The sequence below is a fragment of the Mycobacterium sp. IDUB_17 genome, assembly GCF_055419465.1.
In genome coordinates, this window is sequence record NZ_JBVAXS010000001.1 from 1 (window position 1) to 25,957 (window position 25,957).

Annotated in this window: 24 protein-coding genes; 14 read left to right on the forward strand and 10 right to left on the reverse strand. The window is 65.4% G+C overall.

Annotated features, from left to right (window positions below):
* Nucleotides 1-138, reverse strand: a 138-nt coding sequence (locus ACZYZ7_RS00005) for a zinc ribbon domain-containing protein (protein WP_463740528.1), incomplete at its 3' end; no start/stop codon positions are given.
* Between the two features lie 29 nt (nt 139-167).
* Here ACZYZ7_RS00005 and ACZYZ7_RS00010 point away from each other — a divergent pair.
* Together ACZYZ7_RS00010 and ACZYZ7_RS00015 are read left to right on the forward strand one after the other, a co-directional pair.
* Complete coding sequence (locus ACZYZ7_RS00010) at nt 168-2,390, forward strand: molybdopterin-containing oxidoreductase family protein (protein WP_450068623.1); 2,223 nt, start codon at nt 168-170, stop codon at nt 2,388-2,390.
* Nucleotides 2,391-2,493: 103 nt separating this feature from the next.
* Nucleotides 2,494-4,029, forward strand: a complete 1,536-nt coding sequence (locus ACZYZ7_RS00015) for an aldehyde dehydrogenase family protein (protein WP_450068624.1) — start codon at nt 2,494-2,496, stop codon at nt 4,027-4,029.
* On the opposite strand, the gene ACZYZ7_RS00020 is transcribed toward ACZYZ7_RS00015, so the two are convergent.
* The gene (locus ACZYZ7_RS00020) at nt 4,023-4,667 is read right to left on the reverse strand and encodes an NADPH-dependent F420 reductase (protein ID WP_450068625.1); all 645 of its coding nucleotides are present in this window, start codon (nt 4,665-4,667) and stop codon (nt 4,023-4,025) included. The genes ACZYZ7_RS00015 and ACZYZ7_RS00020 overlap by 7 nt on opposite strands.
* A 92-nt stretch (nt 4,668-4,759) precedes the next feature.
* Here ACZYZ7_RS00020 and ACZYZ7_RS00025 point away from each other — a divergent pair, with 92 nt between their 5' ends.
* On the forward strand, nt 4,760-5,101 hold the full coding sequence (locus tag ACZYZ7_RS00025; protein WP_450068626.1) for a winged helix-turn-helix transcriptional regulator: 342 nt from the start codon (nt 4,760-4,762) through the stop codon (nt 5,099-5,101).
* Here the strand turns inward: ACZYZ7_RS00025 and ACZYZ7_RS00030 are convergent.
* From ACZYZ7_RS00030 to ACZYZ7_RS00040, 3 genes are all read right to left on the reverse strand, one after another.
* Entirely contained in the window at nt 5,093-5,785 is a 693-nt protein-coding gene (locus ACZYZ7_RS00030) for a TetR/AcrR family transcriptional regulator (protein WP_135453458.1), read from the reverse strand. The two genes, ACZYZ7_RS00025 and ACZYZ7_RS00030, sit on opposite strands and share 9 nt — an antisense overlap.
* 11 nt (nt 5,786-5,796) lie before the next feature.
* Nucleotides 5,797-7,017, reverse strand: coding sequence for a cytochrome P450 (locus tag ACZYZ7_RS00035; protein ID WP_450068627.1), 1,221 nt, complete (start codon nt 7,015-7,017; stop codon nt 5,797-5,799).
* 90 nt (nt 7,018-7,107) lie between these two features.
* Complete coding sequence (locus ACZYZ7_RS00040; protein ID WP_450068628.1) at nt 7,108-7,893, reverse strand: SDR family oxidoreductase; 786 nt, start codon at nt 7,891-7,893, stop codon at nt 7,108-7,110.
* 159 nt (nt 7,894-8,052) lie between these two features.
* On the opposite strand from ACZYZ7_RS00040, the gene ACZYZ7_RS00045 reads away from it, so the two are divergent.
* The gene (locus tag ACZYZ7_RS00045) at nt 8,053-9,540 is read left to right on the forward strand and encodes an aldehyde dehydrogenase family protein (protein WP_450068629.1); all 1,488 of its coding nucleotides are present in this window, start codon (nt 8,053-8,055) and stop codon (nt 9,538-9,540) included.
* Here the strand turns inward: ACZYZ7_RS00045 and ACZYZ7_RS00050 are convergent.
* From ACZYZ7_RS00050 to ACZYZ7_RS00060, 3 genes are read right to left on the reverse strand one after another with little or no spacing between them, the layout of a single operon-like run.
* Nucleotides 9,524-11,179 carry an acyl-CoA synthetase gene (locus ACZYZ7_RS00050; RefSeq protein WP_450068630.1) on the reverse strand — a complete coding sequence of 552 codons (1,656 nt, stop codon included), beginning with the start codon at nt 11,177-11,179 and terminating at the stop codon, nt 9,524-9,526. The genes ACZYZ7_RS00045 and ACZYZ7_RS00050 overlap by 17 nt on opposite strands.
* A 19-nt stretch (nt 11,180-11,198) precedes the next feature.
* Nucleotides 11,199-11,816, reverse strand: coding sequence for a cysteine hydrolase family protein (locus tag ACZYZ7_RS00055; RefSeq protein WP_463739995.1), 618 nt, complete (start codon nt 11,814-11,816; stop codon nt 11,199-11,201).
* Nucleotides 11,813-12,829 carry a Rieske 2Fe-2S domain-containing protein gene (locus ACZYZ7_RS00060; RefSeq protein WP_463739996.1) on the reverse strand — a complete coding sequence of 339 codons (1,017 nt, stop codon included), beginning with the start codon at nt 12,827-12,829 and terminating at the stop codon, nt 11,813-11,815. Before ACZYZ7_RS00060 ends, ACZYZ7_RS00055 begins: the two co-directional genes overlap by 4 nt.
* A gap of 272 nt (nt 12,830-13,101) precedes the next feature.
* Between ACZYZ7_RS00060 and ACZYZ7_RS00065 the strand changes: the two genes are divergently transcribed.
* The 5 genes from ACZYZ7_RS00065 (at nt 13,102) to ACZYZ7_RS00085 (ending at nt 18,717) form a co-directional block, all read left to right on the forward strand.
* A complete protein-coding gene (locus ACZYZ7_RS00065; protein WP_463739997.1) occupies nt 13,102-14,307 on the forward strand; it encodes a cytochrome P450 in 1,206 nt (401 codons plus the stop codon).
* Nucleotides 14,308-14,384: 77 nt separating this feature from the next.
* Nucleotides 14,385-14,819 carry a nuclear transport factor 2 family protein gene (locus ACZYZ7_RS00070; RefSeq protein WP_090424921.1) on the forward strand — a complete coding sequence of 145 codons (435 nt, stop codon included), beginning with the start codon at nt 14,385-14,387 and terminating at the stop codon, nt 14,817-14,819.
* Nucleotides 14,820-15,006: 187 nt separating this feature from the next.
* The gene (locus ACZYZ7_RS00075; RefSeq protein ID WP_463739998.1) at nt 15,007-16,026 is read left to right on the forward strand and encodes an NAD-dependent epimerase/dehydratase family protein; all 1,020 of its coding nucleotides are present in this window, start codon (nt 15,007-15,009) and stop codon (nt 16,024-16,026) included.
* Nucleotides 16,023-17,639 (forward strand): flavin-containing monooxygenase, encoded by a 1,617-nt coding sequence (locus ACZYZ7_RS00080; RefSeq protein ID WP_463739999.1) that lies wholly within the window; start codon nt 16,023-16,025, stop codon nt 17,637-17,639. Before ACZYZ7_RS00075 ends, ACZYZ7_RS00080 begins: the two co-directional genes overlap by 4 nt.
* Before the next feature lie 55 nt (nt 17,640-17,694).
* Nucleotides 17,695-18,717 (forward strand): alpha/beta hydrolase, encoded by a 1,023-nt coding sequence (locus ACZYZ7_RS00085; RefSeq protein ID WP_463740000.1) that lies wholly within the window; start codon nt 17,695-17,697, stop codon nt 18,715-18,717.
* Here the strand turns inward: ACZYZ7_RS00085 and ACZYZ7_RS00090 are convergent.
* On the reverse strand, nt 18,700-19,308 hold the full coding sequence (locus ACZYZ7_RS00090) for a TetR/AcrR family transcriptional regulator (RefSeq protein WP_463740001.1): 609 nt from the start codon (nt 19,306-19,308) through the stop codon (nt 18,700-18,702). The genes ACZYZ7_RS00085 and ACZYZ7_RS00090 overlap by 18 nt on opposite strands.
* Before the next feature lie 68 nt (nt 19,309-19,376).
* Here ACZYZ7_RS00090 and ACZYZ7_RS00095 point away from each other — a divergent pair, with 68 nt between their 5' ends.
* From ACZYZ7_RS00095 to ACZYZ7_RS00105, 3 genes are read left to right on the forward strand one after another with little or no spacing between them, the layout of a single operon-like run.
* Nucleotides 19,377-20,423 carry a phosphotransferase gene (locus ACZYZ7_RS00095; RefSeq protein WP_463740002.1) on the forward strand — a complete coding sequence of 349 codons (1,047 nt, stop codon included), beginning with the start codon at nt 19,377-19,379 and terminating at the stop codon, nt 20,421-20,423.
* Nucleotides 20,420-20,791, forward strand: a complete 372-nt coding sequence (locus ACZYZ7_RS00100; RefSeq protein WP_135453470.1) for a nuclear transport factor 2 family protein — start codon at nt 20,420-20,422, stop codon at nt 20,789-20,791. The genes ACZYZ7_RS00095 and ACZYZ7_RS00100 overlap by 4 nt, the downstream gene beginning before the upstream one ends.
* On the forward strand, nt 20,788-21,837 hold the full coding sequence (locus ACZYZ7_RS00105; protein ID WP_463740003.1) for a TIGR03857 family LLM class F420-dependent oxidoreductase: 1,050 nt from the start codon (nt 20,788-20,790) through the stop codon (nt 21,835-21,837). The genes ACZYZ7_RS00100 and ACZYZ7_RS00105 overlap by 4 nt, the downstream gene beginning before the upstream one ends.
* A 190-nt stretch (nt 21,838-22,027) precedes the next feature.
* Here ACZYZ7_RS00105 and ACZYZ7_RS00110 read toward each other — a convergent pair whose 3' ends face one another.
* A complete protein-coding gene (locus ACZYZ7_RS00110; protein ID WP_450068640.1) occupies nt 22,028-23,524 on the reverse strand; it encodes an acyl-CoA carboxylase subunit beta in 1,497 nt (498 codons plus the stop codon).
* A 139-nt stretch (nt 23,525-23,663) separates the two neighbouring features.
* Here ACZYZ7_RS00110 and ACZYZ7_RS00115 point away from each other — a divergent pair, with 139 nt between their 5' ends.
* Complete coding sequence (locus tag ACZYZ7_RS00115; RefSeq protein ID WP_463740004.1) at nt 23,664-24,719, forward strand: LLM class F420-dependent oxidoreductase; 1,056 nt, start codon at nt 23,664-23,666, stop codon at nt 24,717-24,719.
* Nucleotides 24,716-25,951 (forward strand): cytochrome P450, encoded by a 1,236-nt coding sequence (locus tag ACZYZ7_RS00120; RefSeq protein ID WP_463740005.1) that lies wholly within the window; start codon nt 24,716-24,718, stop codon nt 25,949-25,951. The genes ACZYZ7_RS00115 and ACZYZ7_RS00120 overlap by 4 nt, the downstream gene beginning before the upstream one ends.
* The last annotated feature ends 6 nt before the right edge of the window (nt 25,952-25,957 follow it).

Below are 25,957 nucleotides of genomic sequence, written 5' to 3' on the forward strand. Positions count from 1 at the left end.
GGTGTTGCCGCCGGAGCATTTGGGGCAGCGGGCCTGGGCGGGGAACGTGGTGGCCGTGCAGTCGGTGCAGCGGCTGCAGATCAGCTGGGGTTCGGCATCGGGCCAGGTCGAGATCTCCGGCGCGAGGGCCTTCTGCATGCGTCCGATTCCTCCGTGGTCGGCCAAAAATGTCTAGCAACTGTAACTCTTACAGTAACGTAGTCCAAGTGATCGAAGGCAAGGCTGAGTCCAAGGTGACGTTCTGCCGGATCTGCGAGCCGCTGTGCGGCATGATCGCGACGGTCGAGGACGGCAAGCTCGCCGCGCTGCGCCCGGACAAGGACCACCCGCTTTCGGCCGGATTCGCCTGCCAGAAAGGCATCGCGTTCACCGAGGTGGTCAACGACCCCGATCGGGTCACCATGCCGTTGAAGCGCACCGCGGACGGTTTCGAACCGGTGAGCTGGGATGCGGCGCTCGACGACATCGCGGCCAGGCTCACCGAGATCCACCGCCGCCACGGATCGGGTGCGCTCGCCTGGTACATGGGAAACCCGGCAGCCTTCAGCTACTCGCACCTGTTCGCCGCGATGGCGTTCGCCAAGGGCATCGGCGGCGACAGCCATTTCTTCAGCTCCTCGACTCAGGACACCAGCAGCCGGCTGCTGGCCAACCAGTTCCTCTACGGCGCCCCGTTCCCCGTGCCCATCCCGGACCTGATGCGGACCGACCTGCTGGTCATGTTCGGCGCGAATCCGGTGGTGTCCCACGGCAGTTTCCTGACCGCGCCCCGGATCAAGGACCGCATGCACGACATCGTCAAGCGCGGCGGACGGGTCGTGGTCGTCGATCCGCGGCGCAGCGAGACCGCCGCCCAGTTCGAATGGCTCGGGATCGTCCCGGATGCCGATTCCTACCTGCTGTTGTCGATCCTGCAGGTGCTGTTCGCCGAGGGGCTCGTCAGTGCGCGGGCCCGGACCCAGGCTGACGGGCTGGACTGGCTGGAGGCGCAATCGGCGCGGTTCAGCCCGGAGGCCACGCAACGGCACACCGGCATCGACCCAGACGCCGTGCGCACGTTGGCCCGCGACCTCGCCGCCACCGAACGGGCCGCCGTGTACGGCCGGCTCGGCACCTGCGTCGGCCGCAACGGAACCCTGACCACCTACCTCCTCGATGCGGTCAATCTCGTCGCGGGCAACCTGGACGCCCCGGGCGGCAGCGTGTTCAGCACACTTGGCATCCCCGGCCAGAAATGGGGATCGCTCGCGATGGGCGCCTCGCTGCGCCGTAGCTACCGGAACAAACGGACGCGGGTCGGTGACCTGCCGTTGGTCATCGGGGCGGAGCCTGCCGCATTCATGGCCAAGGAGATCACGACGCCGGGCCGGCGGCAGGTCAAGGCGATGTTCATCGGAGCCGGTAACCCGGTGCTGTCGGTCCCCAACGGCGCGGAACTAGAAGAAGCAATGGAATCGACGGACCTTTCGGTCGGACTGGACCTCTACGTCAACGAGACCACCGCACACTGCGACTACGTGCTGCCCGTGACGACGATGTACGAGCGTGACGACTTCGCGGTCACCTTCCAGATGTTCCAGGCCACGCCGTTCCGTCAGGCCACCGATGCGGTGGTGGCACCGCGCGGCCAGGCCCGGACCGAATGGGACATCGTCGTCGACCTGATCAGCCGGATGGGCGTCCGCACACCGGTTTTCGTTGCGCTTCGGCTGGCGGCCACGCGGGCTGCGCGACGCGGGAAGCGGCTCAGTCCGCGGCCGATGATCGACGGAATGATCCGGATGGCCGACGGTGGTGACCGTTTCGGGCTGCGTCGCGGCGGGCTGACGTTCCGCCGCCTGGCCGAACAGTATCCACACGGTGTGGTGGTGGCACCGAACATCCGTACCGGCGTGCTCGGTGAGGTCGTGGTGTATCCGAAGGGGCGGATACGGCTCGCGCACGAGGACATCGCTTCTGAGATCACGGCGCTGTCGCGACGAGCCGAGCCCGACGGCTACCCGCTGCGCATGATCGGCATGCGGGAACCGCGCTCGGAGAACTCCTGGTTGCACAATTCACCGTTGCTCATGCGCGGCAAGAGGATTCATCGAGCGCTCATGCATACCGAGGACGCTGCGGCGCGCCACCTCGCGGACGGCGACGCGGTGCGGGTGCGTTCGCCCTACGGTCAGATCGACATTGCGCTCTCGCTCACCGACGACATCGTGCGTGGCACGGTCGCGATACCGCACGGCTGGGGGCACAAGGGGAGTGGTGGCTGGCGGATCGCCAACCAGGCGGGCGGGGCCAACGTCAACCAGCTGATGTCGAGTGATCCCGCCGACGTCGAGGCATTGGCCGGCATGTCCTGGCTGACGGGCGTGCCAGTGCAGGTGGAAGCCTGCTGACCTACCGCGAAACTGTGTTCCAGCAGGCCGGTACTCGAACTTTCTCGGCTGGAATGCGGTTTCGGCGATTGGGTGCATTACTGTAAGTGTTACAGTTGTGCGCGTGAGCGAAGTCGTCGACCAGGCCGCTACCAGTGTGGACATCGGCGCCCGCGCCGGCGCCCGGGCCGAGAAACGCATGCTGATCGACGGTGCGTTGGTCGCCGCGGCGTCCGGTGCTGAATTCGACAATCTCAGCCCTGCCACGGGCCTGGTTCTGGGGCAGACCGCGGCCGCCGGTCCCGAGGACATGGATCGGGCGATCGGGGCGGCCCGGTGCGCGTTCGACGATTCCGACTGGAGCACCAATCGTGAGCTGCGTCAGCGCGTGCTGGCCCAACTGCAGGAGGCGATCGAATCCGAAAAAGATGACCTGCGTGAGGAGTTGATCGCCGAGGTGGGGTGCCCGGTGATGACGACGGAGAATGCCCAGCTGGACTGGCCGCTGGCCGACGCGCTGCGGTACCCGGCCCGGCTGATCGACGAGTTCGAGTGGGAACGCACGCTCGACGGCGGTGGGCTGTTCGGTGAGCGCAACGCCCGCACCGTGGTCAAGGAGGCGGTCGGTGTGGTCGCAGCGATCACCCCGTCGAATTTCCCCATCGAGGTGATCCTCAACAAGCTCGGGCCCGCGCTGGCCGCCGGCAACACCGTAGTGCTCAAACCCGATCCGCACACGCCGTGGAATGCCACCCGGCTGGGCCGCTTGATCGCGGAGCGCACCGATATGCCGCCCGGCGTGGTCAATGTGGTGCCCACGCCGTCCAACGAGGTGGCCGGGCAGTTGGGCACCGACCCGCGTGTCGACATGGTGTCGTTCACCGGGTCGACGGCCGTCGGCAGGCACCTGATGCGGGTGGGCGCCGACACCATGAAGCGCACTTTCCTGGAGCTCGGCGGCAAGTCGGCGATGATCGTGCTCGACGACGCGAAGCCCGGCCACATCATCCCCGGTGCGATCGGAGCCTGTGTGCACGCCGGCCAGGCGTGTGCGGCCAATACCCGGATGCTGGTGCACCGCAGCCTGTTCGATGAGGCGGTCGCCAATGTGACGATGGCGTTCGGTGCGGTGCCCGTTGGCGATCCCGCACTGCCGACCACCCTGGTCGGCCCGCTGATCAGTGCGGCGCAGAAGCAGCGCGTGCTCGGTGCCATCGCCGGCGCCCGCCGCGACGGCGCCGACATCGTGGTGGGCGGTGGTGAGGTCGCCGGGTTGGCCGATCATCTGCGCGACGGGCACTTCGTCGCACCCACCGTCATCGTCGGGGCCGATCCGGGATCGTCCATCGCGCAGGACGAGGTGTTCGGACCCGTGTTGGTGATGATCCCGTTCGACGATGACGACGAGGCGGTGCGGATCGCCAACGACAGCGCATTCGGCTTGGCAGGAGCGGTGCTGTCGGCATCGTCCGAGCGGGCGATGGGCATCGCGCGGCGCATCCGCACCGGGGCCATCGGCGTGAACGGTGGCATGTACTACGGAGCCGATGCACCCTTCGGCGGATACAAGAACAGCGGTGTCGGAAGGCAGTGCGGCATAGAGGGGTTCGCGCAGTACACCGAGACCAAGACGATCGGCTGGCGGCTGCCCCGTCAATGACCGACGGGGCTGTCCACATCCGGAACCGTCAGGCGCGGGTTTGCTCCGGCCGCCACGACGCGCATCACGAATGCCGCGGCTTCTTCGGCCTGCCGGGCAGCATCGAGTCCGCCGAGAATCGCCGTGCGCGCCCCCAGATCGGCGATCAACTTCTCGCTCTCCCGCAACGCGGTGGCGTCGTCACCACAGATTGCGACCACGGGAGACATGCTTCGTTCCCCGGTGAAAGGCCATGAGACGCCCGCGAACAGATGCAGCGCTTTGACCACGTGGGCGCCGACGGCAAGCTGGGCGACCAGTTCGGCAGCTGACCCGGATTCCGGATGCAGGCGTCCGCTGCGGTAATCCACCGGATTGGTGCAGTCGACGACGGTTTTACCCGACAACGCCGCGGTCGGGCCGCCGACGAGCGTCAGTGCGTCTGCCAACCCGTCCCAGGCGATCGCGACCACGATGACGTCGGCCAGGCCGGCCAGGTCGGAGGGGGCGACGGGCCTTGCGGCGGGGCCGATCTGCGTTGCCGCGGCGTTCGTATGGTCGGGGTTACGTCCCGTGACCACAATGGCATGCCCTGTGCCGGCCCACGCCTTTCCGAGTGCGACCGCCAGGTTCCCGGTACCCAAAAGTCCGATGACCACGTTTCTCTCCTTCGCCGAGTAGTTGTCGTCGTGGCGACGCTAGAGGGCCGGTTCCTACCGATCGGTGTGCTGCGCAGTGGGATACTGGCCCGGTGATCGACGGGAATTGCCAGTCGTTTGTTTCGGACTGTCACGTACGTGCTGCTGTCGCACTCATCAACCACACTTGGGACCCTGTCGTCCTGTCCGCACTGCGACTCGGCCCAACCCGCCGCAGCCTCCTGCTGCACCGAATCTCCGGCATCAGCGACAAGGTTCTGACCGAATCGCTGCGCCGTTTGAAGTCGCGTGGCCTGATTGCGCGGACGGTTGACGATTCACGATGCGAGGCAGCCGTTTACGAACTCACCGAGTTGGGCACTTCATTCGCATGTGGGCCGCTGGCACACCTCGCCCGGTGGGCGGCGGAGAATCAGGCCGAGCTGTCAGCGTGACAAGAACGCCTCGCCCCGGTCGAGGATGCTGTCGAGGATGTGGTCGAAGTTGCCGTCGTCGGCCATGCCGATTCGGTAGCCACGCCCGGGGATCGACGCGATCAGTGGCATCGCGTCGGCGTCGAGTACCTGTTCCCAGTACTCGCGGGGGAACTGGTCCTCGGCGGTGCGGCTCTGCAAGCGCTGTAGCACAGCGGAACTGCGTACCAGCACGGAGATGGCCGTATAGGTGTCGAAGGCCTGTTTGGCAGTGAGTCCGGCCGCCACCAGTGCGGCCACCGGCTGCTCGATCTTCTCCAACGCGGTGCGGGCCGCCGGTACGCCCCGGGTGCCGCGAATCAGGATGAGGTCGCACATGATCGGGTTCTCGGTGAACATCGCGCGCATGCGGTGGGCATGGGCGCGCAGGGACTCGCGCCAGGTGGCGGCGTCGATGGACAGCACACTGAGGTCATAATCGCGCAGGACGCGCTCGGTCATCGCGTCGAGCAGCTGATCTTTGCGGCGAAAATACCAGTAGATGCTCGTGACGCCGACATCGAGATGACGGGCCAGCTGCGGCATGCTGAGGTTGTCGATCGACACCTCGTCGGCGATTTCAAATGCGCCGCGCAGGATTTCGTCGACGCTGATCGACCCGCGTTCGCGGCGCTGGCGACCACTGGTGTTCGCGGGCCTGACCATTGCATCGTCCTTCAGCGGATCGGGTCGAACGTGACGGGTATGGCGGTGGGGGAGCGGAACGGCTGACCGAAGATGTGCGGGTCGTCCTCGGTGACCAGTTGAAGGTTGCGTACCCGGCCGAGCAGGCTCTCCATGGCCACCCGGGTTTCCATCCGGGCCAGGTGCAGCCCCATGCAGGTGTGCTCGCCGGCGGCAAAGGTGATGTGCGGTAACCGTTTCCGGAAGATGTCGAATTCCTCGGGCCGTTCCCAGCGGTTCTCGTCGCGGTTGGCCGACCCCATGCAGACGTCGATCACCGCGCCGGCCGGCAGCGCCACACCGTCAAGCTCGGTGTCCCGGGTGGCCGAGCGTTGCACGGTGGTGAGTGGTGTTTCGTAGCGCAAGGCCTCTTCGATGGCCTGGCCGACCAGCTCATGGTCGGCCTGTACCGCGGCGAACTGATCAGGGTGGGTGAGCAGCAGGTAGATCAGATTGCCCGAGGACCGGTAGGTGGTCTCCAGCCCGGCCGGCAAGAGCAACCGCAGGAACGAATAGATGGCCTCGTCGGTCAGCTTCTCCCCGTCGATCTCGGCGGTGACGAGGTCGCCGATGATGTCGTCGGTGGGGCGGGAGCGGCGCAGGTCGATTTGGCCGAGGAAATAGTCTTTCAACGCCGCAGATGCCTCGAAGGCGCGTTTGTACTTCACCGTGTAGCTGATCAGTTCGACGGCCCGTTGCCGGAACCAGGGCAGGTCCTCCTCGGGCAGGCCGAGCAGCTTGGAGATCACCCGGGTGGGGAATTCGAAGGTGAAGTCGCGCACCAGATCGGCGGTACCGGCTTCGATGAACTCGTCGACCAGGGCCTCGCAGATGGGGCGGACGATCTCGGGTTCCCAGCGTTGCAGCGAGCGCGACTTGAAGGCGGCCGAGACCAGGTTGCGGTGGTCGCGGTGGGTCTTGCCCTCCATGGCCAGGATGGTGGGCCCGATGAACAGCCCGATGGTGTTGTCGTAGATCTTCGAATTGAACGACTTGCCGTCGCGGAACACGGCGTTGACCGCGTCGAAGGACACCGCGGCGAATTGGTGTTCTGGCAGTAGGGATTCCGGCGTCTTGGACCAGTCCATCACCGAGCCACGGAAGACCCCGTGCTGGGCGCGGTGCCGCGCGAAGATCGGGTACGGGTCGCGCAGCAGGGTGGCTGTGTCGTCGACCGACTCGTCGACGGTCAGATCCTGCACTTCACTCTCCACAGCTCACCCCCACCGTCCGCAACGGATCCACGACGCTGATGAATATTACTGTAAATCTTACAGTAACGGAATCTGTGCGGTTCTGAGCGGTCAGAGGGGGATCGGGGCCCCATTGCTCATCGAGGCGATGAAGCCTGCGTCGACCTGGATGTCCTGGCCGTTGATCCAACGCGCCTCGGGGGAGGCCAGGAAGGCGATCAGCGGAACCACGTCGTCCACGGTGGCGTGCCGACCCACCGTGGCCCGCACCAGGTCGAGGACGTCCTTGCCCATGGTCTGTTCGAAATCGGTCAGAATCGGCGTCTCGACGGGACCCGGGCTGACGGTGTTGACGCGTACCCCGTACTTGGTCCAAGCCGGCCCCGCCACCCGCTTGACGAACAGAATCGCGGCTTGTTTGGAGGTGGTGTACACCGGGAAGTCCGGATCTTGTCCGGCCTGCCATTGCGCCACCGCGTCTCCATCGGTGAGCTCGAGCAGGCCATCGAGGATGTCGAGGCGTTGTTGCCAACCCAGGGCCGCGGTCGATGCCACCGTGACGATCGAGCCGCCGTGGCGCAGCAGCGGCAACATGCCCTCGGCCATCAGCCGCATCCCGAGATAGTTGACCTTGAGGACGTCGGCCGCCGGTGCGGTGCCCGGAACCCCCGCGACGTGCGCGAGCATGTCCCAGCCGTCCCCGATCTCGCTCAACAGCCGGGCGACGTCACCCGCATCCCGTAGGTCGCAGGTCGCGTGCTCCGACGCCGGCGTCTCACTTGTGCGCAGATCGACGGCGAGCACGTGGTCGCCGCGTTCGTGGAAATGCGCCGCGGTGGCTGCGCCGATCCCGGATCCGGCTCCGACGACGACGATTCTGCGTGCGGTTTCCGACATGCGCCGACCTCTCACTGAATGAACGACAGTAAGCATGACTGTAAACAATTCCGTCCGCCCGGACAATTGCCTACGACCTGCGGGGGCAGTGCTACCGTTAGCCTCCCCGGACAGATCTCCGGAGTGAAATGTCGTGTGCCTGGCGAGGAGACGGATTCGATGAGCGCGATCGAGGAGCGTGCGGCGGTGCGGCCGCAGCGCGACGGTCTGGATGAGCTGCTGGCTGCCCAGCGCCGGTCCTTCATCGCCGACGGCCCGCCCGATGTCGCGCTGCGCCGCAACCGCATTGATCGGCTGTTGGCCATGGTCCTGGACAACTCCGAGGATTTCGTCGCGGCCACGGCGGCCGACTACGGATCGCGGTCGCGGTCGGCGGCATTCCTCTCCGAGATCATGGGCATGCTCTCGGTCATCGAGCACACCAGGTCGCATATCCCGCAATGGATGCGCGCCACGAAGCTGATGCGGGCCGCGCGATTCGCGGGCCTGCGCGCCGAGGTGCTGCCGAGCCCGCTGGGCGTGGTCGGGGTGATCGGTCCGTGGAACTTCCCGATCCAGCTGACGGTGCTACCCGCGGCAGCGGCATTCGCAGCGGGTAACCGGGTGATGATCAAGATGTCCGAGGTCACCCCGCGCACCGCGGAGTTGATGGCGGCGACCGCGCCGAAGTACTTCGACGCCACTGAATTACAGGTCGTGACCGGCGGTCCGGATGTGGCTGCCGAGTTCGCCGGCCTGCCGTTCGACCACCTGTTCTTCACCGGCTCGCCCTCGATCGGTGCGCTGGTCGCCCGCGCGGCCTCGGAAAACCTGGTTCCGGTGACGTTGGAGCTGGGCGGCAAGAATCCGGTGGTGGTTTCCCCGGAGGCTGACATCGAACGGGCGGCGAGCCGAATCGCCCAGGCACGCATGGTCAATGGTGGGCAGGTCTGCGTCTGTCCCGACTACGTCTTCGTCCCCGATGCTCAGGTGGACCGGTTCGTCACGGTGGCGCGCAAGACACTGACCAATCTGTTTCCCACCATCGTCGACAATCCCGATTACTGCTCCTCGGTGAACGAGGCCAACTTCGACCGGGTGGTCGGCCTGATCGCCGACGCCCGCGCCCATGGGGCTCGCATCGACTCCGTCGTGCCGGCGGGGGAGGTGCTGCCCGATCCGGGCTCGCGCAAGATCGCCCCGACCATCGTGCGTGACGTCGACGATCGGATGCGGATCGCGGGCGAGGAGGTGTTCGGACCGGTGCTGGTGGTCCGCGGCTACTCCGCGCTCACCGAGGCCATCGACCACGTCAACGCCAATCCCTCACCGTTGGTGGCGTACTGGTTCGGCCCCGACGACGCCGACTTCCGGAGCTTCGTCAGCCACACCCGTAGCGGTGGGGTGGCCCGCAATGACTTTGCCGCGCACATGATTCCGTCGGACGCCCCATTCGGTGGCGTCGGGCGCAGCGGGACCGGCGCCTACCACGGCAAGGCCGGCTTCGATACGTTCAGTCACTACCGCTCTGTGGTGGGCAGTGACCTGCCGTTCAGCGTCACCGGCCAAGCGGCCAGGCCGTTCACCGCCTCGATGCGGGTCACCACCGACCTCGCGCTGCGGCGGGCCCGGAGCCGAACCGCCGCCCGGCTCAAGAAGTTTCGCTGACCGCCTGCTCGCGGGCCCATCGGTAGTCAGCCTTGCCGGCCGGGCTGCGCTCGATGACCGGGCGAAACACCACGGCCTTGGGCAGCTTGTAGCGGGCGATGGAGGATTCGGCGTGCCGGATGAGCTCTTCGGCTTCCGCTGAGGCGCCATCGGCCAGCGCGACGATAGCCACCACTTCCTGGCCCCAGCGTTCACTGGGCCGGCCGGTGACCACCACATCCCGCACCGCCGGATGTGAGGCGATCGCGGATTCGACCTCCTCGGCAAAGATCTTCTCCCCACCGGAATTGATCGTCGCCGAGTCACGGCCGAGCAACTCGATCGCGCCACTGTCGAGATGGCGGGCGCGGTCACCGGGTGTCGCATAGCGCACGCCGTCGATCACAGGGAAGGTCGCCGCCGTCTTGGTCGCGTCGCCCTTGTATCCCAGCGGCACGAACCCGCGCTGTGCCAGCCAGCCCAGCCCGTCGTGTCCCGCAGACAAGACCGCGGTGAAATCCTCGGCAACCACGCAGGTATCGGGTCCGGCGTTGAAGGTTCCTGTCGACACCGCACCCGGGGCCGACATGTGGCTCATCTGAGCGCCGGTTTCCGATGACCCCACCCCGTCGACAACGATGAGGTTGGACTTGGCGTCGATGAGTTGTTGTTTGACGTACGGGGTCAATTGCGCCCCACCGTTGGCCACGACGGACAGTGAGGACACATCCACGGTGCCGTCCCGCAGGCCGGTCTTGATCGCATCAAGGAGCGGACGCGCCATGGCGTCACCCACCACTGTGGCCACCAGCACCTGCTCGCGTTCGATGGTGCGGACCACGTCGTCAGCATCGAAACGGTCGACCACACTGGGGAATACGACGGTTTGGCCGGTCGTCAGCGCCGTCATCGCACCCCATTGGGCGGCGCCGTGAATCAGCGGCGGGAGGATGAGCAGCTTCGTGCCCGGGTTGTCGACCGCACGCCCCACGATCTCCTCGACGGACTGTGCCTTCTCACCGGTCATCATGTTGCGGCCGCCGAACGCGGTCATGAAGATGTCGTGCTGCCGCCACAACACTCCCTTGGGCATGCCGGTGGTACCGCCGGTGTATAGCACGTAGAGATCGTCGGGGCTGGGCTCAACCGGGGGTGCCGTCAGCGTCGGGGAGCCGACGATCGACTCGTAATCCACTGCGCCGTAGAGCAGTTCATTGCCAGAGTCGTCAGCGATCTGGATCAGAACCCGCAGTGCCGGCAGATCTCCGAGAATCTCGGCGACCCGCGGTGCGAACGCGGCGTGGTACACGAGCGCAGAGGCGCCGGAATCGGCCAGCAGATACTGCAATTCGTTCTTGACGTAGCGGTAGTTGACGTTGAACGGGGCGACGCGGGCGCGGAAGGAACCGAGCAGGGATTCGACGAACTCGGGACCGTTGTAGGCGTAGATGCCCAGCAGGTCCTGACCCACCTCGTGGCCGGCCAGCTCACTGCGTTCGGTCCGTGCACCCAGCCCGCGCGAATGCAGATACGCCGCCAGCCGATTCGACCGGTCCACGATCTGGCGGTAGGTATAGCGGCGGTCGCCCTGGACGATCAGTGGGCGGTCTCCGAGGGCGGTGGCGACGGCCTCAGCGACAGCCGGAACGGTGAACTGCACGAGTGCTCCTCTTGGGCGGTCAGCGCTGCCAGGCGTGCAGCAGGTTGTCGGTGGTGGTGACGGTGGCGAGCAAGGACAGAGTGTTGTCGATGACCGCGTCGGAGTAGGCCGTCGGCATACCGGCTACTGCGTCGCGGGGCAGCACCACCCGGTACCCGGCGTTGACCGCGTCCATCACCAGGTTGGTGATCGCGATGTTCACCGAGACGCCGACAGCCACGATGGTGCGTACCCCGAGGTTGCGCAGGATCGCATCCAGGTCGGTGCCGCCCATCGGCCCCAGGCCATGCCAGCGGGACAGCACGAGATCGTCTGGCTCCGGGCCGAATTCGGGTAGCAGCGTGGCGCCGGGGGTGCCAGGCAGGATGCCGACGTCATTGCGGCCGATGGCGAAGATCTTGGCGTTGTGGTTGGAACCCAGTCCGTCCGGACGTCGCTGCACCAGACAATGAACCACCCGGGCCGAGGCGGCCCGCGCCGCCGGCAGCAGCCTGGCGATATTGGGCAGCGCTTCCCGGCGAGCCTCGTCGGCCAGTGCGGCCAGCCCGGCGTCGGGACCGACCACGGCGCCCTGACATTCCTGAGTGACGATCGCGGTGTGCTCGGGCGCGACCAGTTCGGCCAGGTCGGGCCTCATGAGACGGTGACTGCGTTCTCCACGGGCGGGACCTCGTAGAACTGGGTCGCCCACTTACGCATGGCCATATACGGTTTCGCGTCGATCTTCGCTAGCGGCGGATGCTCGACGTACTTCTGGTAGCGCCAGATGTCGCAGTCCTCCCACACGGTTTTGAGGAACTGCTTCTCCACCTGCTTGCGTACCGCGTCGGGCGGGATGTCGGACGTCTCGCCCGCGAGCTTGGGCCACCAGATCGAATAGAACATGTCCGACACCTCGTCGTCGACCGGTGTGCAGGCGAAGATCAGCCGGTGGTTGGACGAGCCCTCGAAGGCGCTCATGGCGAAGCCGAGGCCGGAGAAGTGGCTGTGAATCCGCAGTGCCATCTTGTTCGGATCGTCACTGCGGGCGTCGGGCCAGCCCGTCAGGAACCGCCACTCCTCGTCGACGTGCTCCCAGTGCAGACATACCGGCGTCACGGTGGCGCCGTGGACGTAGCGGAAATGTGAACTGTCCGGGCCGTTCTCGGCCACGATCTGCGGGTGGACCGGGATCGCGTCGGCCCGGCTGGAGAACTCCGGGTAGGGCCGGTAGTACGCATTCGGATCGGTTTCGAACTGGGGAAACTTGTGAAAGATGTCGGGCAGTTCCCACTGCGGTTCCGAGCCGGCGGGCTGGTACCACATGAAGATGCAGCCGTACTGCTCCTTGACCGGGTAGGAACGCAGCCGCAGGCCGCGGTTGGGCTTGTCCGGCTGATACGGGATGTAGGTGTTGTTGCCTTCGGGGCCCCAGCGCCAGCCGTGGAACGGGCACTCGACGCAGTCCCCGACGACCTTGCCGCCGTGGCCGATGTGGGCGCCCAGATGCTTGCAGTGCGCCTCCAGTACGTGCAGCTCGCCGTACTCGTCGCGATAGGCGGCGAGATCTTCGCCGAAGTACTTGAGCGCTTTGACATCGCCGACCGCGTACTCAGCCGACCATCCGATCATGAACCAGCCGGTTACCTTCCAGGTGAACGGCACTTTCATGGCCAGCTGCCTCCCTGCTTCACGGCTCTCACAACAAGTACGGAAGACATTACAGTAATGGTTACCGCATAGATAGTGGGCAAATCGCGGTCGCGAACCGGCGTGAGGGCGTTCGGTCGGGTGGGGCCTGTGGGCGGGTTGTTGATTCTACTGAATAGCTTACGGTAGCGTTTACAAAAAGTAAGACTGGCCGATCCCCGATCTGGACGGGTGAGCTGGTCAGGGGTATGTCGCGGACCGTGACTCGTCACAGAGTCGGAAGAGGATTATCGATGACTGCGGCCACGGTGGTGTTCGACCCGTTCTCCGAGGACTTCTTCAACAGTCCCTACGAGATGTACCGCCAGATGCGCGTGCACGCACCGGTCTACTACAGCGAGCGGTATGACTTCTACGCGCTGACGCGTCATGAGGATGTCGCCGCGGCGTTCAAGGACTACGAGACCTACTCCTCGGCCTACGGTGTCGACCTCGCTCAAGTTCGCAAAGGTGATGTCACCGAGCACGGTTCGATCATCGCCATGGATCCACCGGCGCACCGGAGGATGCGCAGTCTGCTCAACAAGGTCTTCACACCGCGCGCTATCCAGTCCCAGCGGGGCTTGGTGAACGGACTGGTCGACAAACACCTTTCGGCCGTGGACCCAGCAGGTTTCGACTTCGTCCAGGACTTCGCAGCCCTTTTTCCCGTCGATGTGATGACCACGCTGCAGGGCGTCCCCGACCAAGATCGCCAGCAGGTGCGGCTGTGGATCGACGACCTGCTTCACCGGGACGCGGGACAGATCGAGATGAGTGCGGCTGGGGTGGAGTCCGCCGTCAACATGGCCGTCTATTACTACCGGCTGATCAAGAAGCGTCGCGAGGATCTCGGCGAGGACTTGCTAAGCAAGCTGATCGAATCCGAGATCGAACGGGACGACGGTGAGATGTCCCCGCTGACGAACATCGAAATCACCGAATTCGCCACGCTGCTCGGCGGTGCCGGTGCCGAGACGGTGACCAAGCTGCTCGGCAATGCGGCAGTGGTCTTTGCTCAGTTTCCGGACCAGTGGCAGAAGCTGCTCGAGGACCGTAGCAAGGTGCCGGCGGCGGTCGAGGAACTGCTGCGCTACGAGGCGCCGGCGCAGTACAACGTGCGCCGCTCGATGCGCGAGGTCGAATTGCACGGGGTGACGATTCCGACCGGCAAGCCGGTGTTCCTGGTGGGCGGTTCTGCCAACCGGGATCCTGAAGCGTGGACCGAGCCGGACCGGTTCGACATCGACCGCGATCGATCGCAGGCGCAGAATCTCGGGCTGGGCTACGGAATTCACAGCTGCCTGGGTGCGGCGTTGGCGCGTCTGGAAAGCGTGATCGCACTGGACAAGATGCTGGACTTCATGCCGCGCTACGAAGTGGATTACGACGCCTGCAAGCGGGTGAACATGCAGAACGTCGCGGGCTGGAGCAACGTACCGGTGCGCCTGTTGGACTGAGTGGCGAAGCTGCCGGCCGGCATCGCAACTGAGGTGCTTACCGTATAGTTCGCCGTAGTCGACCAGGAGGTGACCCGTTGTCCGACGACATCGAAGCGATCAAGCAGCTCAAGGCCCGTTACTGCCGGTTCCTGGACACCAAGGACATCGATGCCTGGCGCGCGTTGTTCGTCGACGACGTTGTGGTGAAGCTCGACATGGCTGTCTCGACCGGTGGGGCCGATCCGCAGACGGCCCCACCGCTGAACAGCTTCGACGAGTTTTTCCCGGTGGTCTGGGGCGGTGTCGAGAACGCGGCGACGGTGCACCACTGTCACACTCCGGAGATCATGCTGACCTCCGATACCACCGCGACGGGTATCTGGGCGATGGAGGACATGTTGTTCTTCCCCGATGGCAGCGAGCTGCACGGCGCCGGTCATTACCACGAGACTTACGAAAAGCGTGACGGGACATGGCAGATCACGAGCCTGCACCTGACCCGGACCCTGTTGAAGTTCAAGACGGCCTAGCCGGCTGAGCTGCCCGCGCGCGTAGCGCTGTGGCGAAAAATCGGGGTGCTCACCGCCGCAGCGCTACAAACGTGATTCCGAGATGCCGTGTCTTGCGGCAAGATCCATCGATCTCATCGTTTTCGAGGCGCTACTGAAAGCGTTACCGTAACATCCATCGTTGGTCGTCAACTGGGATGGAGTAGCGATGGATCGCCGGCGAAAAGTACTCGTCATGGGCGCAAGCGGAAACGTAGGAGCCTGTGTCACCCGTCAACTCGTCGAGCGGGGCGACGATGTGCGGGTGCTGCTGCGGCGGAGTAGTTCGACCAAGGGCATCGACGGTCTCGACGTTGAACGGTGTTACGGCGACATCTTCGACACCGATGCGGTGGCGGCGGCGATGTCCGGCCGGGACGTGGTGTTCTATTGCGTCGTCGACACCCGCGCCCACCTGGCCGACCCGGCACCACTGTTCTCCACCAACGTCGAGGGCCTGCGGAATGTCCTCGACGTCGCGGCGAATGCCGACCTGCAGCGGTTCGTCTTTCTCAGCACCATCGGGACGATCGCCGTCGGTGACGACGGCGCGACCGTCGATGAGGACACCCCGTTCAACTGGGCCGGCAAGGGCGGGCCGTACATCGAATCCCGACGCCAGGCCGAACGTCTGGTGCTGTCCTACGCCAGGGAACGCGGACTGCCCGCTGTGGCGATGTGCGTGTCCAACCCGTACGGACCGCCGGACTGGCAGCCGAGACAGGGTGCGCTCGTCGCGATGGCTGCGTTCGGCAAGTTGCCCGTGTATGTGCGCGGCGTCGGCTCGGAGGTGGTTGGGATAGACGACGCAGCCGATGCGCTCATCCGGGCCGCCGAGCACGGCCGGATCGGTGAACGCTACATCGTGTCCGAGGGCTATATGTCTCAGCGGGAGATGTTCACCACCGCCGCGGAGGCAGTGGGCGCGCGACCACCGCGATTCGGAATCCCGATGGCCCCGTTGTATGTCTTCGGATGGTTTGCCGGCATATCGAATCGGTTGTTCGGCACCGACTTTCCGATGAACCTCACGGCCGCGCGGCTGATGTGGCTGACCTCGCCGGCCGACCATGGCAAGGCCACTCGCGATCTGGGCTGGAAACCGGCACCCACCGCCGAATCGATCGGCCGGGCCGCGCAGTTCTACATCGACCGCAAGAGCCGCAACGAGAAGGTCATCGACTTGTGAGCGATACCGATTTCGATGCGATCGTCGTGGGTGCAGGATTCTCCGGCTTGTACGCGCTGCACCGGCTGCGCGAGCAGGGCCTGCGGGTGCGGGTTCTGGAGAAGGCCGAGGCCGTCGGCGGCACCTGGCTGGTCAATCGGTATCCGGGTGCTCGCTGCGACATTGAGAGCATCGAATACTCCTACAGCTTCAGCGATGAGATCCAGCAGGAGTGGGTCTGGACCGAGACGATGCCCGCGCAACCCGAGATCGAGGCATATCTGAACTTCGTCGCCGACCGACTCGACCTGCGCCGTGATATCGCATTCGGTTCCGAGGTCGTGACGATGACGTTCGACGAGGGCACCTCCCAATGGGCCGTCACCACCGCCGATGGTCAGACACTGCACACCCCTTTCGTGGTGGCCGCCACCGGAATCCTTTCGGTGCCACTGGAACCCGACATTCCCGGGGCGTCCCGATTCACTGGCACGTCGCTCTTCACCAGCCGCTGGCCCCGCGAGGGTGTCGACCTCACCGGCAAGCGGATCGGGGTGATCGGTACCGGCTCCACCGGTGTGCAGCTGATCCCGGTGGTGGCCGGGCAGTGCGAACACCTCACGGTGTTCCAGCGGTCCCCGGCGTTCACCCTGCCGTGGCAGGTCCGGCCTTTCGAACCCGGGGAACTCGACGCACTCAAGGCTGACTACGCGAGCATCCGGGCTGCGCAGCGGGAACACCCGGTCGGGGCGGCGCGGCTCAGTGCATTCTCGGTGCTGCTGGAGATGCTGGTGCGGCCGCCGGTGAAATCGGCATCGCCCGAGGAGAAACGGCGCGCCGTCGAGGAGGACGGTGTCATGGGTGCGCTGAATTGGGGCGATGTCTTCTTCGACATCGACGCCAACCGGATGGCCACCGAGCTGTACGGACAAGCCGTGGCCCGCATCGTCACCGACCCGCACACGGCGGCGTCGCTCACGCCCAGCCACCCGTTTGCCTGCAAGCGGCCGATCATCGACCAGGGCTACTACGAAACATATAACCGCGACAACGTCACCCTTGTCGACCTGCGCAAGGGTGCCATCCGTGAGGTGACGGCGACCGGGATTTCCACCGAGCAAGGCGATTTCGACCTCGACGTGATCGTGTATGCGACCGGGTTCGACGCCATGACCGGCGCGTTGAGCCGGATCGATGTGCGGGGCCGGGACGGAGTGGTGCTGGGGGAGTACTGGTCCAAGGAAGGCGCGCTGTCCTACCTGGGCTTGGCGGTGGCCGGGTTCCCGAATCTGTTCACGATTCAGGGACCGGGAAGTCCCTCGGCAGCAACGAATTTCGTGGCCGCCCTGGAGCAACACGTCGAGTGGATCGCGGACTGCATCGCGTACCTGAGAGCCGGTGGGTACTCGAGCATCGAGGCTGCGCGGCAGGCGCAGGCCGAATGGGTCGAGCACACCACGGCGCTCGTGGCGCCCACTGTGTTGGTGCACCCGAGCTGCAACTCCTGGTACAACGGCGGCAATGTGCCCGGCAAGAAGAGGATGTACCTCGGATACACCGCGGGCATACCCGAGTACCGTCGCCGCTGTGACGAGATCGCCGCTGACGGCTACCCGGGATTCATCATTGCTTAGGGCGACCCGGATAGCGTGGGAGCTAGGCGGCGTGGTGCCGCGCTCGGTGGGCGCTATGGCAGGCGCGGGGGATTGGAATCCGCTTTCCTTCACCGGTCTACGTCAGCTCGGCGAGGTCGCCCTCGACGAGCTCGTGGTCACCGGTATGACGCTGACCGGCCCACCGCCGCAACTCCCGCGACCACTGGGCGAGTATCAGCGGGCGTCCGACGAACTTGGCGCGCTCGGTATCGATGCGGCGCATTCGCGCCCGGATGCTCTGCAGGTCAAACACATCCGGCCACGCCGGTTCGGCGCGCTGACGTTCGATGAGTTGGTCTTCGAACACGAACCCGCGCTGCCGGCCTCAGTGCTGGCCGACGGTCACGGCGGGGTTGCCACGGCCAGGGTGCGGTTGTATCGGTGCGGCGACGACACCCGGCCCTGGCTGATCTGGGTGCATGGGGCCGGTCAGGGCGATCCGATGGATCTGCTGGTCGCCCGGGTCCGACGCCTGCGCGAACTCGGATTCAACGTGGCGTTGCCGGTGCAGCCCGGGCACGGTGCTCGGCGCGGTTGCCGGCCCGAATATCCCGCCCGCGATCCGCTGGCCAATGTCGCCGGCATGATGCGGGCGGTGTCAGAGGTGCGGGCGTTGATCGGCTGGCTGGAACCACAGGCGTCGTCGATCGCGGTAGCCGGTCTGTCACTGGGCAGTGCGGTGGCGGCGCTGGTGTCACATCTGGACGAAAGGGTCGGGGCGGTGGCGGTCTACACCCCCATTCTCGGGCTCAACACGATGATCGGAATGCACCTGGGACGCTGGGGAGCAGCCGGACAGCAGTCGGCGCGAGAGTTGCAGTCGACCACAGTCGCGGCGATGACCTCGGTGATCGACCCGCTGCGCACCCGGCCGCGCGCCGAGCGTCGCCTCATCGTCGGTGCCTGGCATGACCGGATGGCGCTGCGCAGTTCGGCGCTGGCCATGCATGAGCAGTGGGGCGGCGAGCTCTACTGGCACGACGGCAGCCATGTCGGACACCTGTTTTCCGGTGCGGTACAGGATGAGACCGAGCGGTTCTTAACGACCGTAGCTTGAGGTGATCCGGGCCCGCACACAGTTGATCTCGTGGTCGAGATCGTGGTCCTCGGGCAGGACCACCCACTGGAAAGCGATCCCGAAGATGGACCCGGTGATGTCCCGCAGCGCCATGTCGACATCGATGTCGGCCCGCAGAGAACCGTCGGCGATACCGGTGCGCAGGCCCGCCTCGATCTTGACGGCTGCCCCCGCCAACTGGGTGCGCACGCCGTCGCGCAGTGGCGAGGTGGTCTTCACGGCCTCGAATGCCGATACGAACATGGCCCTGGTCACCGCGGCATCCTCGGCGTGAATCTCCTGCACGCGGTCGAAATGTGCCAGTACCTGCTGCAGTCCGGTGGCGCCCGGTTCAGGGTCGGGGTTCAGACGCGCCACGTACACATCCTGGAAGGCATCGAGGATGGCGTCCTTGTTGCCGTAGCGGGCGTGCACCATGGCCCGGCTGTACCCGGCCCGTCGGCCGATCTCGGCGGCAGTCGTTGCTTCCCAGCCCTTTTCAACGATCAACTCAGCGGCAGCCTGCAGCAGCCGGCGCGAGGACTGCTCGACGCGTTGCGGCTGGGTGAGGCCCTGAGCTGGGGAAGGCACCCTTGCATATTAGACGGTCGACAACTAACTTAGTTGTTCAGCGTCAAATTTCTGTGCGGAGGTCAACGATGACATCAGTCGCAGTGCCTTTCTCTGGGCCGGTACCCACCGGCATCGATGAGGTCACCGCGCCCTGGTTGACCGAGGCGCTGGGCGCACAGGTGACGGCGGTTCGAGCGGAGCGGATCGCTTTGGACACCGGTTTCTCCGCAGCGCTGTACCGGATCCATCTGAGCGGATCCGATGATGTGCCAGAGACTTTGATCGTCAAACTGCCCGCGGACTCACTGGCGCGTGGCGGGATGGAGATGCTCGGCGGCTACCAGCGCGAGCTGTACTTCTACCGGCATGTCGCGTCGGAATCTCCTATTGCCACGCCGCGCTGCCATGTCGCCCGGATGTCCGGTCCCGACTTCGTGCTCGTCCTCGAAGATCTGCGGGACTGGGAGAACGCCGACCACCTGGCCGGGCTGTCGCTCCCGCGCGCCCGGCTCGGTATCGAACAGTTGGCCGGGCTGCACACATGGTCGACAGGTGTCGATGATGCTGTACTGCAGGAATTCCCGAGCATCGACAGCTCGTTGACGCGCGACCTGTTCCTGCCGGCATTTGCGGCCGGGTGGCAGCTCTACCGAGACCATACCGGCCGGACGGTTTCGCCGGCGGTGGCGCATTTCGCTGAGCGGTTCGCCGATCTCGCACCCGCCGCGCTGTCTGCGCTCTCGGACCGGAACATGTTGCTGCACGGAGATATTCGAGCTGACAACATGTTCTTTCGCGACGATGCGCTGAAGGTGGTCGACTTCCAGCTGACGGTCCGCGGTGCGGGTGCGGCCGATATCGCGTATCTCATCAGCCAGGGCCTGCCCACCGAGGTCCGCCGCGGCCACGACGCGGAGTTGCTGCGCGAGTATGTCAGTCAGGTCGAGGGGTATTCGTTCGATGCGGCCTGGCGGCACTATCGCTTTGCGACCGCCCTGCTGATGTACATGCCGGTGGTGGCGCTGCTCACCTGGGACGTCGCACCGGAGCGGTCCCGGCAGCTGTGTCTGACGCTCATCGACCGCGCCGTCGCGGCCATCGAGGACATCGACGCCTTGGAGGAGTTTTCATGAGGACGGCGCGTGAAGTCGTGGAGCAGTACAACTGGGTGGTCTGGAACGAGAAGGACTTCGCCCTCGCCGATGAACTGTTGGGGGACACAGTCACCCGTCACGATGTGGGCGAGGTCAACGTGCTCACCCATGAAGAGGCGGTGAACCGGGTGATCGACCACTGGGCGATGTTCGAGACGATCCGGTTCGACCTGAACCTGATCGTCGCTGGTGACGACGCTGAGCACGTCGCGATCGTGTACGAATCCCCGATGACGTTCCCGGACGGCAACGCCATGACCGTCAGCAGCATGGAGATCTTCCGCGTGGTCGACGGTCGCATCACCGAGGTGTGGAACTGTGGTTACAAACAAGGAGTTTGGGCATGAGCGAAGTGGTTCTCGACGAACTTGGCTACTACCTGTTGGCCGGCGCCGGCGGTGAAGGCCCGGCCACGCTGATGGACGAGGCGCGCCGCGGCGAGGAACTCGGCTTCGGTACCGCGTTCATCTCCGAGCGGTGGAACGTCAAGGAAGCATCCTCGCTGGTCGGCGCCGCCTGCGCGGTGACCGAACGCATGCAGATCGCGACGGCGGCAACCAATCACAATACCCGCCACCCGCTGATCACCGGGTCATGGGCCACCACGATGCACCGGCTGTCACGTGGCCGATTTACCTTGGGCATCGGTCGCGGCGTTGCGGCCATGTACAACGCATTCGGGGTACCCGCGGTGACCACCGCGCAGATGGAGGACTTCGCGCAGGTCATGCGCAGACTGTGGCACGGCGAGGTGGTCTTCAACCACGACGGCCCGATCGGCAAGTACCAGGTGCTGTTTCTCGACCCGGACTTCAACGAGGACATCCGCCTGGCGATCGTGGCCTTCGGACCGAAGACGCTGGCGTTGGGCGGGCGGGAGTTCGATGACGTCATCCTGCACACCTACTTCACCCCCGAGACGCTGCAACGCGCGGTGAAGACGGTCAAGGAAGCCGCCGAGCAGGCCGGCCGCGACCCCGCCAGCGTGCGGGTCTGGTCGTGCTTTGCCACCGTGGGCGACCACCTGCCCGAGGAACTGCGGCTCAAGAAGACCGTGGCTCGGCTCGCCACCTACCTGCAGGGCTATGGCGACCTGCTGGTGAGCACGAACAATTGGGATCCGGCTGTGCTGCAACGCTTCCGGGAAGACGCTGTCGTCACGTCGATTCCGGGCGGTATCGACCACAAGGCGAGTGCCGAGCAGATCGAACACATCGCGACCCTGATCCCCGACGAGTGGCTGGAACCGTCGGCCACCGGATCGGCACGTCATTGTGTGGACCGCATCCGCAAGGAGTTCGACTACGGCGCCGACGCGGTGATCATGCACGGGGCCACCCCCGACGAGCTCGAGCCGATCGTCGCCGAGTACCGGTCGACCAAGGTGTCATAACGCTACTGCTCCCGAGCGAGGTGGGCTGCTGGGTGCGACACCCAGCAGCCCACCTCAATCGCCGCATCGCGACTCGCCGCCATCCCCGAGGTTCAGTACCGCTCACCTGACATCGACCGCGCCCAGCAGGAGCTGGAATCACTCGACGATCAGGTGCTGGCATCCTGAGACGCCGCGGCGCGGTGGAGGGCTAGGGCGTGATCACGGTGCGCGACACTGGTTCGGCGACCGCCTGGCGGCTGAAGATGCCGTGCTGCAGCGTCGTCAGCAGGGCGTTGCGGGTTTCTTCGGGGGAGATCAGCTCGTCGAAACCGAGGTGACCCGCCGACCGGAAGGACGCCTCCAGTTCCATCCGCTTGAGCACCTCGGTGTAGTCCTCGCCGGCGTGGGTGGCGGCGCTGAGTGCGGCCGCGCCCATCGCGCCCATCGTGGCTCCGGGATAGGCGAATGTCGCCACCTGATCGTCAAACCCCAGTAGCGACATCACCATTGACCCGAACCCGAAGGCCTTGCGCAACGTCACGTGCAATTTGAGAGTGGTGGCGGCGGTCTGGGCGGCGAACATGCGTGCCCCACTGCGCAGCACGCCGCTGCGTTCGGATTGGCTGCCCGGCAGCATTCCGGGATTGTCGGCAAGGAATACTATCGGCAGATGGAATGAGTCGGCCACGGTGATGAAATGCGCTGCCTTGTCGGCGGCGTCGGCATCGATCGAACCGGCCATCACCTGTGGCTGGTTGGCCACCACCGCGACCGGATAGCCGCCCAGATGAGCTAGCGCACAGATTATCGCGCGACCGAACTTGGGTTGCACCTCGAACCAGTCGGGCCGGTCGAAGATCTCGTCGATCACCGCACGGATGTCGTAGATCTGGCGGTTGTCGCGGGACACGATGTCGAGAATTTCCGGGGTGAGTCTCGGGTCTGCGGTGTCGTCGGCAAGCCGGGTCGGCGGATACGACCATGCGCTGGACGGGAAGTAGGAGAGGTAGCGCCGGATGTCGTCGATGACCGTCTCGTCGTCCTCGGCGTAGTTGTGAATGACGCCGCTGGCCAATGCCACGTTGGGGCCGCCCAGATCCTCCTTCGAAATATCCTCTCCGGTCGACTCTTTCACCACCGGCGGGCCGGCAGTGAAGATCGCTCCCTGACGGCTCATGATGCTGAAGTCGCACACCGGGGCCACCAGGGCACCGTGGCCGGCAGACGGGCCGAGGATCGCCGATACCGTGGGCACCTTTCCCGAACATCTCGCCTGGGCGATCAGATCGGTCGGCGTGCGCCCGTAGTGCTCACCGCTGGGGCGAAAACCTGCGCCCTCCAACAGCATCACGAGCGGAATCTTGTTGCGAAGCGCCAACTCGGCGAGCCGGTACCGCTTGGCGTTGCCGCCCGGGCCGATACTGCCGGCCAGGGTGGTGAAATCCTCGGCGCCCACCATCACCGGTGTGCCGTCGATACGGCCCGCCCCCGCGACGAGGCCATCGGCGGCGATGTCGCCGCCGACCAGCGTCCCGAACTCCTGAAAGGTGCCGGGATCCAGCAGGCGCGCGATCCGCGCACGGGCGTCGAGCTTGCCCTTGCCGTGGTGTTTGGCCAACCGATCGGGACCGCCCATGCCATGGGTGTGTTCACGCCGACGAGCAAGGTCCTCGAGAGTTTCCTTCCACTCCGGGTCGTTCGTCATGCCGCCGTCCTTTTGTCGAGCGTTCGCGCTTGGGTGCACAAGCCTACCGCCGTTGACCATACTGAATTGCTTACTGTAGCGTCGATCAGGTGGTCGCTTTGCGCATGGTGAAACACGCTGGCAAAGGAATGCGTCGCCGATGAGTGACCCCGTTCCGCGCGTTGTCAAAGTCGACCGAGGCGTCCCCAGCCGGTTGGCCGATGTCCCGGATATCGCCCGTGAGCTCGAGGCGAGCGGTTATGACGGGTGCTGGACGGGCGAGATCAACCACGACCCGTTCCTGCCCTTGGCGATCGCGGCCGAGCACACCGACCGGATCCAGATCGGAACCAGCATCGCGGTGGCCTTCGCGCGCAATCCGATGAGCATGGCCCAGCTGGGTTGGGATCTGCAGACCTATTCGGGAGGACGTTTCATTCTCGGATTGGGCACCCAGATCCAGCCGCACATCGAGAAGCGGTTCAGCATGCCGTGGAGTCATCCGGCCCGCCGCATGCGCGAGTACATCGAAGCGCTGCATGCGATTTGGGGCTGCTGGCGCGATGGGACCAAGCTGCGGTTCGAGGGGGAGTTCTACACCCACAAGATCATGACTCCGATGTTCACCCCGGAGCCGTCGACGCTGCCGTTTCCGAAGGTGTTCCTGGCCGCGGTGGGTGAACTGATGACCGAGGTGTGCGGTGAGGTGGCCGACGGGCTGCTGGCCCATGCGTTCACCACCCGGCGATATCTGGACGAGGTGACCACGGTCGCGCTGCAGCGGGGCATGGACCGCAGCGGGCGCGACCGTGACGACTTCGAATTGTCCTGCCCGGTCTTCCTGGTCACCGGTGCCGACGAACAGGAGATGGCCGCGGCGTCGGTCGCAACCCGCAAACAGCTCGCGTTCTACGGCTCGACACCGGCCTACCGCAAAGTCCTGGAGCTGCACGGCTGGGGCGATCTGCATACCGACCTGCACCGGCTGTCGCTCGCCGGGGAGTGGGACGCGATGGGCGAGCTCATCGACGACGAAGTGCTCGGCACCTTCGCCGTGGTCGCCCCGATCCCAGAGCTTGCCGAGGCATTGCGGCGCCGTTGTGACGGCGTCATCGACCGCGTGCTTCCAGGCTTTCCCGCCGCTGTATCCCCGGAAACCGTGAACGCGGTGTTGCAGGAGTTTCGCGAATGCCCGCCAGTGAGGAGCAACGTATGACCGTCCGCACGATCGACGATGTCGCCAAGATGTTCGCCAACCCGTCGGCCTATACCGACGAGGCGACAATCCATGCGGACCTGGCCCACCTGCGGGCCAACGCCCCGGTTTCCTGGGTCGAGGTGCCCGAGTATGCCCCGTTCTGGGCGATCACCAAGCACGCAGACATCATGGAGATCGAGCGTGCCAACGACATCTTCACCAACTCTCCCCGCCCGGTACTGGTCACCCGCGAGGGTGACGAGCAGCAGGCCGCCATCGGAATCCGGACGCTGATCCACACGGACGACCCTCTGCACCGCGACCTGCGGGCCATCGGTGCCAACTGGTTTCGGCCAAAGGCCATGCGCGCGTTGAAGGATCGCGCCGATGAACTGGCCAAGCAGTTCGTCGACAGAATGGTCGATGAGGGGCCGGAATGCGATTTCGTGCAGCAGGTCGCCGTGAACTATCCGCTGTACATGATCATGACGCTGCTCGGTGTGCCCGAGTCCGACTTTGCGTTCATGCTCAAGCTCACCCAGGAGCTGTTCGGCAGCGACGACGACGAGTTCAAGCGCGGCACCAGCATGGAAGAGCAGGGCATGGCGCTGCTCGAGATGTTTCAGTACTTCACCGAACTGACTGCATCGCGTCGGGCGAATCCGACCGACGACTTGGCTTCGACGATCGCCAACGCCACCCTGGATGGGGAGCCGCTGTCCGATATCGACACGGTTTCCTATTACGCGATCATCGCCGCGGCCGGCCATGACACCAGCAGTGCCAGCATTTCTGGCGGCATGCACGCGCTGCTGCAGAATCCCGACCAACTGGCCCGGCTGCAGAATGACATGAGTCTGATGCCGCTGGCGGTCGAGGAGATGGTCCGGTGGTCGACACCGGTCAAGGAGTTCATGCGTACCGCGCAGCAGGACTACGAGATTCGCGGTGTACGCGTTGCGAAGGGCGAGTCGGTGCTGCTGTCCTATGTCTCGGGTAACCGCGACGAGGATGTCTTCGTCGATCCGTTCCGCTTCGACGTCGGTCGAGATCCCAACAGACACATCTCGTTCGGCTACGGTGTGCATTTCTGCCTCGGTGCCGCACTGGCCCGGATGGAGATCAACAGCTTCTTCTGCGAGCTGCTACCGCGGTTGCGCTCCGCGGAGCTCACCGGCGCACCGCAGCACATGGCCACTACGTTCGTCGGCGGGCTCAAGCACCTGCCCGTGCGCTACTCGCTGCGGTAGGGCGCC

Excerpts from the sequence above, each read along its gene's own strand:
- ACZYZ7_RS00085 (WP_463740000.1), top strand. The coding sequence starts at position 17,695 with ATGGCAGGCGCGGGGGATTGGAATCCGCTTTCCTTCACCGGTCTACGT.
- ACZYZ7_RS00055 (WP_463739995.1), bottom strand. The coding sequence starts at position 11,816 with ATGAGGCCCGACCTGGCCGAACTGGTCGCGCCCGAGCACACCGCGATC.
- ACZYZ7_RS00095 (WP_463740002.1), top strand. The coding sequence starts at position 19,377 with ATGACATCAGTCGCAGTGCCTTTCTCTGGGCCGGTACCCACCGGCATC.
- ACZYZ7_RS00010 (WP_450068623.1), top strand. The coding sequence starts at position 168 with ATGTCTAGCAACTGTAACTCTTACAGTAACGTAGTCCAAGTGATCGAA.
- ACZYZ7_RS00075 (WP_463739998.1), top strand. The coding sequence starts at position 15,007 with ATGGATCGCCGGCGAAAAGTACTCGTCATGGGCGCAAGCGGAAACGTA.
- ACZYZ7_RS00120 (WP_463740005.1), top strand. The coding sequence starts at position 24,716 with ATGACCGTCCGCACGATCGACGATGTCGCCAAGATGTTCGCCAACCCG.
- ACZYZ7_RS00105 (WP_463740003.1), top strand. The coding sequence starts at position 20,788 with ATGAGCGAAGTGGTTCTCGACGAACTTGGCTACTACCTGTTGGCCGGC.
- ACZYZ7_RS00110 (WP_450068640.1), bottom strand. The coding sequence starts at position 23,524 with ATGACGAACGACCCGGAGTGGAAGGAAACTCTCGAGGACCTTGCTCGT.
- ACZYZ7_RS00045 (WP_450068629.1), top strand. The coding sequence starts at position 8,053 with ATGAGCGCGATCGAGGAGCGTGCGGCGGTGCGGCCGCAGCGCGACGGT.
- ACZYZ7_RS00065 (WP_463739997.1), top strand. The coding sequence starts at position 13,102 with ATGACTGCGGCCACGGTGGTGTTCGACCCGTTCTCCGAGGACTTCTTC.
- ACZYZ7_RS00115 (WP_463740004.1), top strand. The coding sequence starts at position 23,664 with ATGAGTGACCCCGTTCCGCGCGTTGTCAAAGTCGACCGAGGCGTCCCC.
- ACZYZ7_RS00040 (WP_450068628.1), bottom strand. The coding sequence starts at position 7,893 with ATGTCGGAAACCGCACGCAGAATCGTCGTCGTCGGAGCCGGATCCGGG.
- ACZYZ7_RS00060 (WP_463739996.1), bottom strand. The coding sequence starts at position 12,829 with ATGAAAGTGCCGTTCACCTGGAAGGTAACCGGCTGGTTCATGATCGGA.
- ACZYZ7_RS00100 (WP_135453470.1), top strand. The coding sequence starts at position 20,420 with ATGAGGACGGCGCGTGAAGTCGTGGAGCAGTACAACTGGGTGGTCTGG.
- ACZYZ7_RS00030 (WP_135453458.1), bottom strand. The coding sequence starts at position 5,785 with ATGGTCAGGCCCGCGAACACCAGTGGTCGCCAGCGCCGCGAACGCGGG.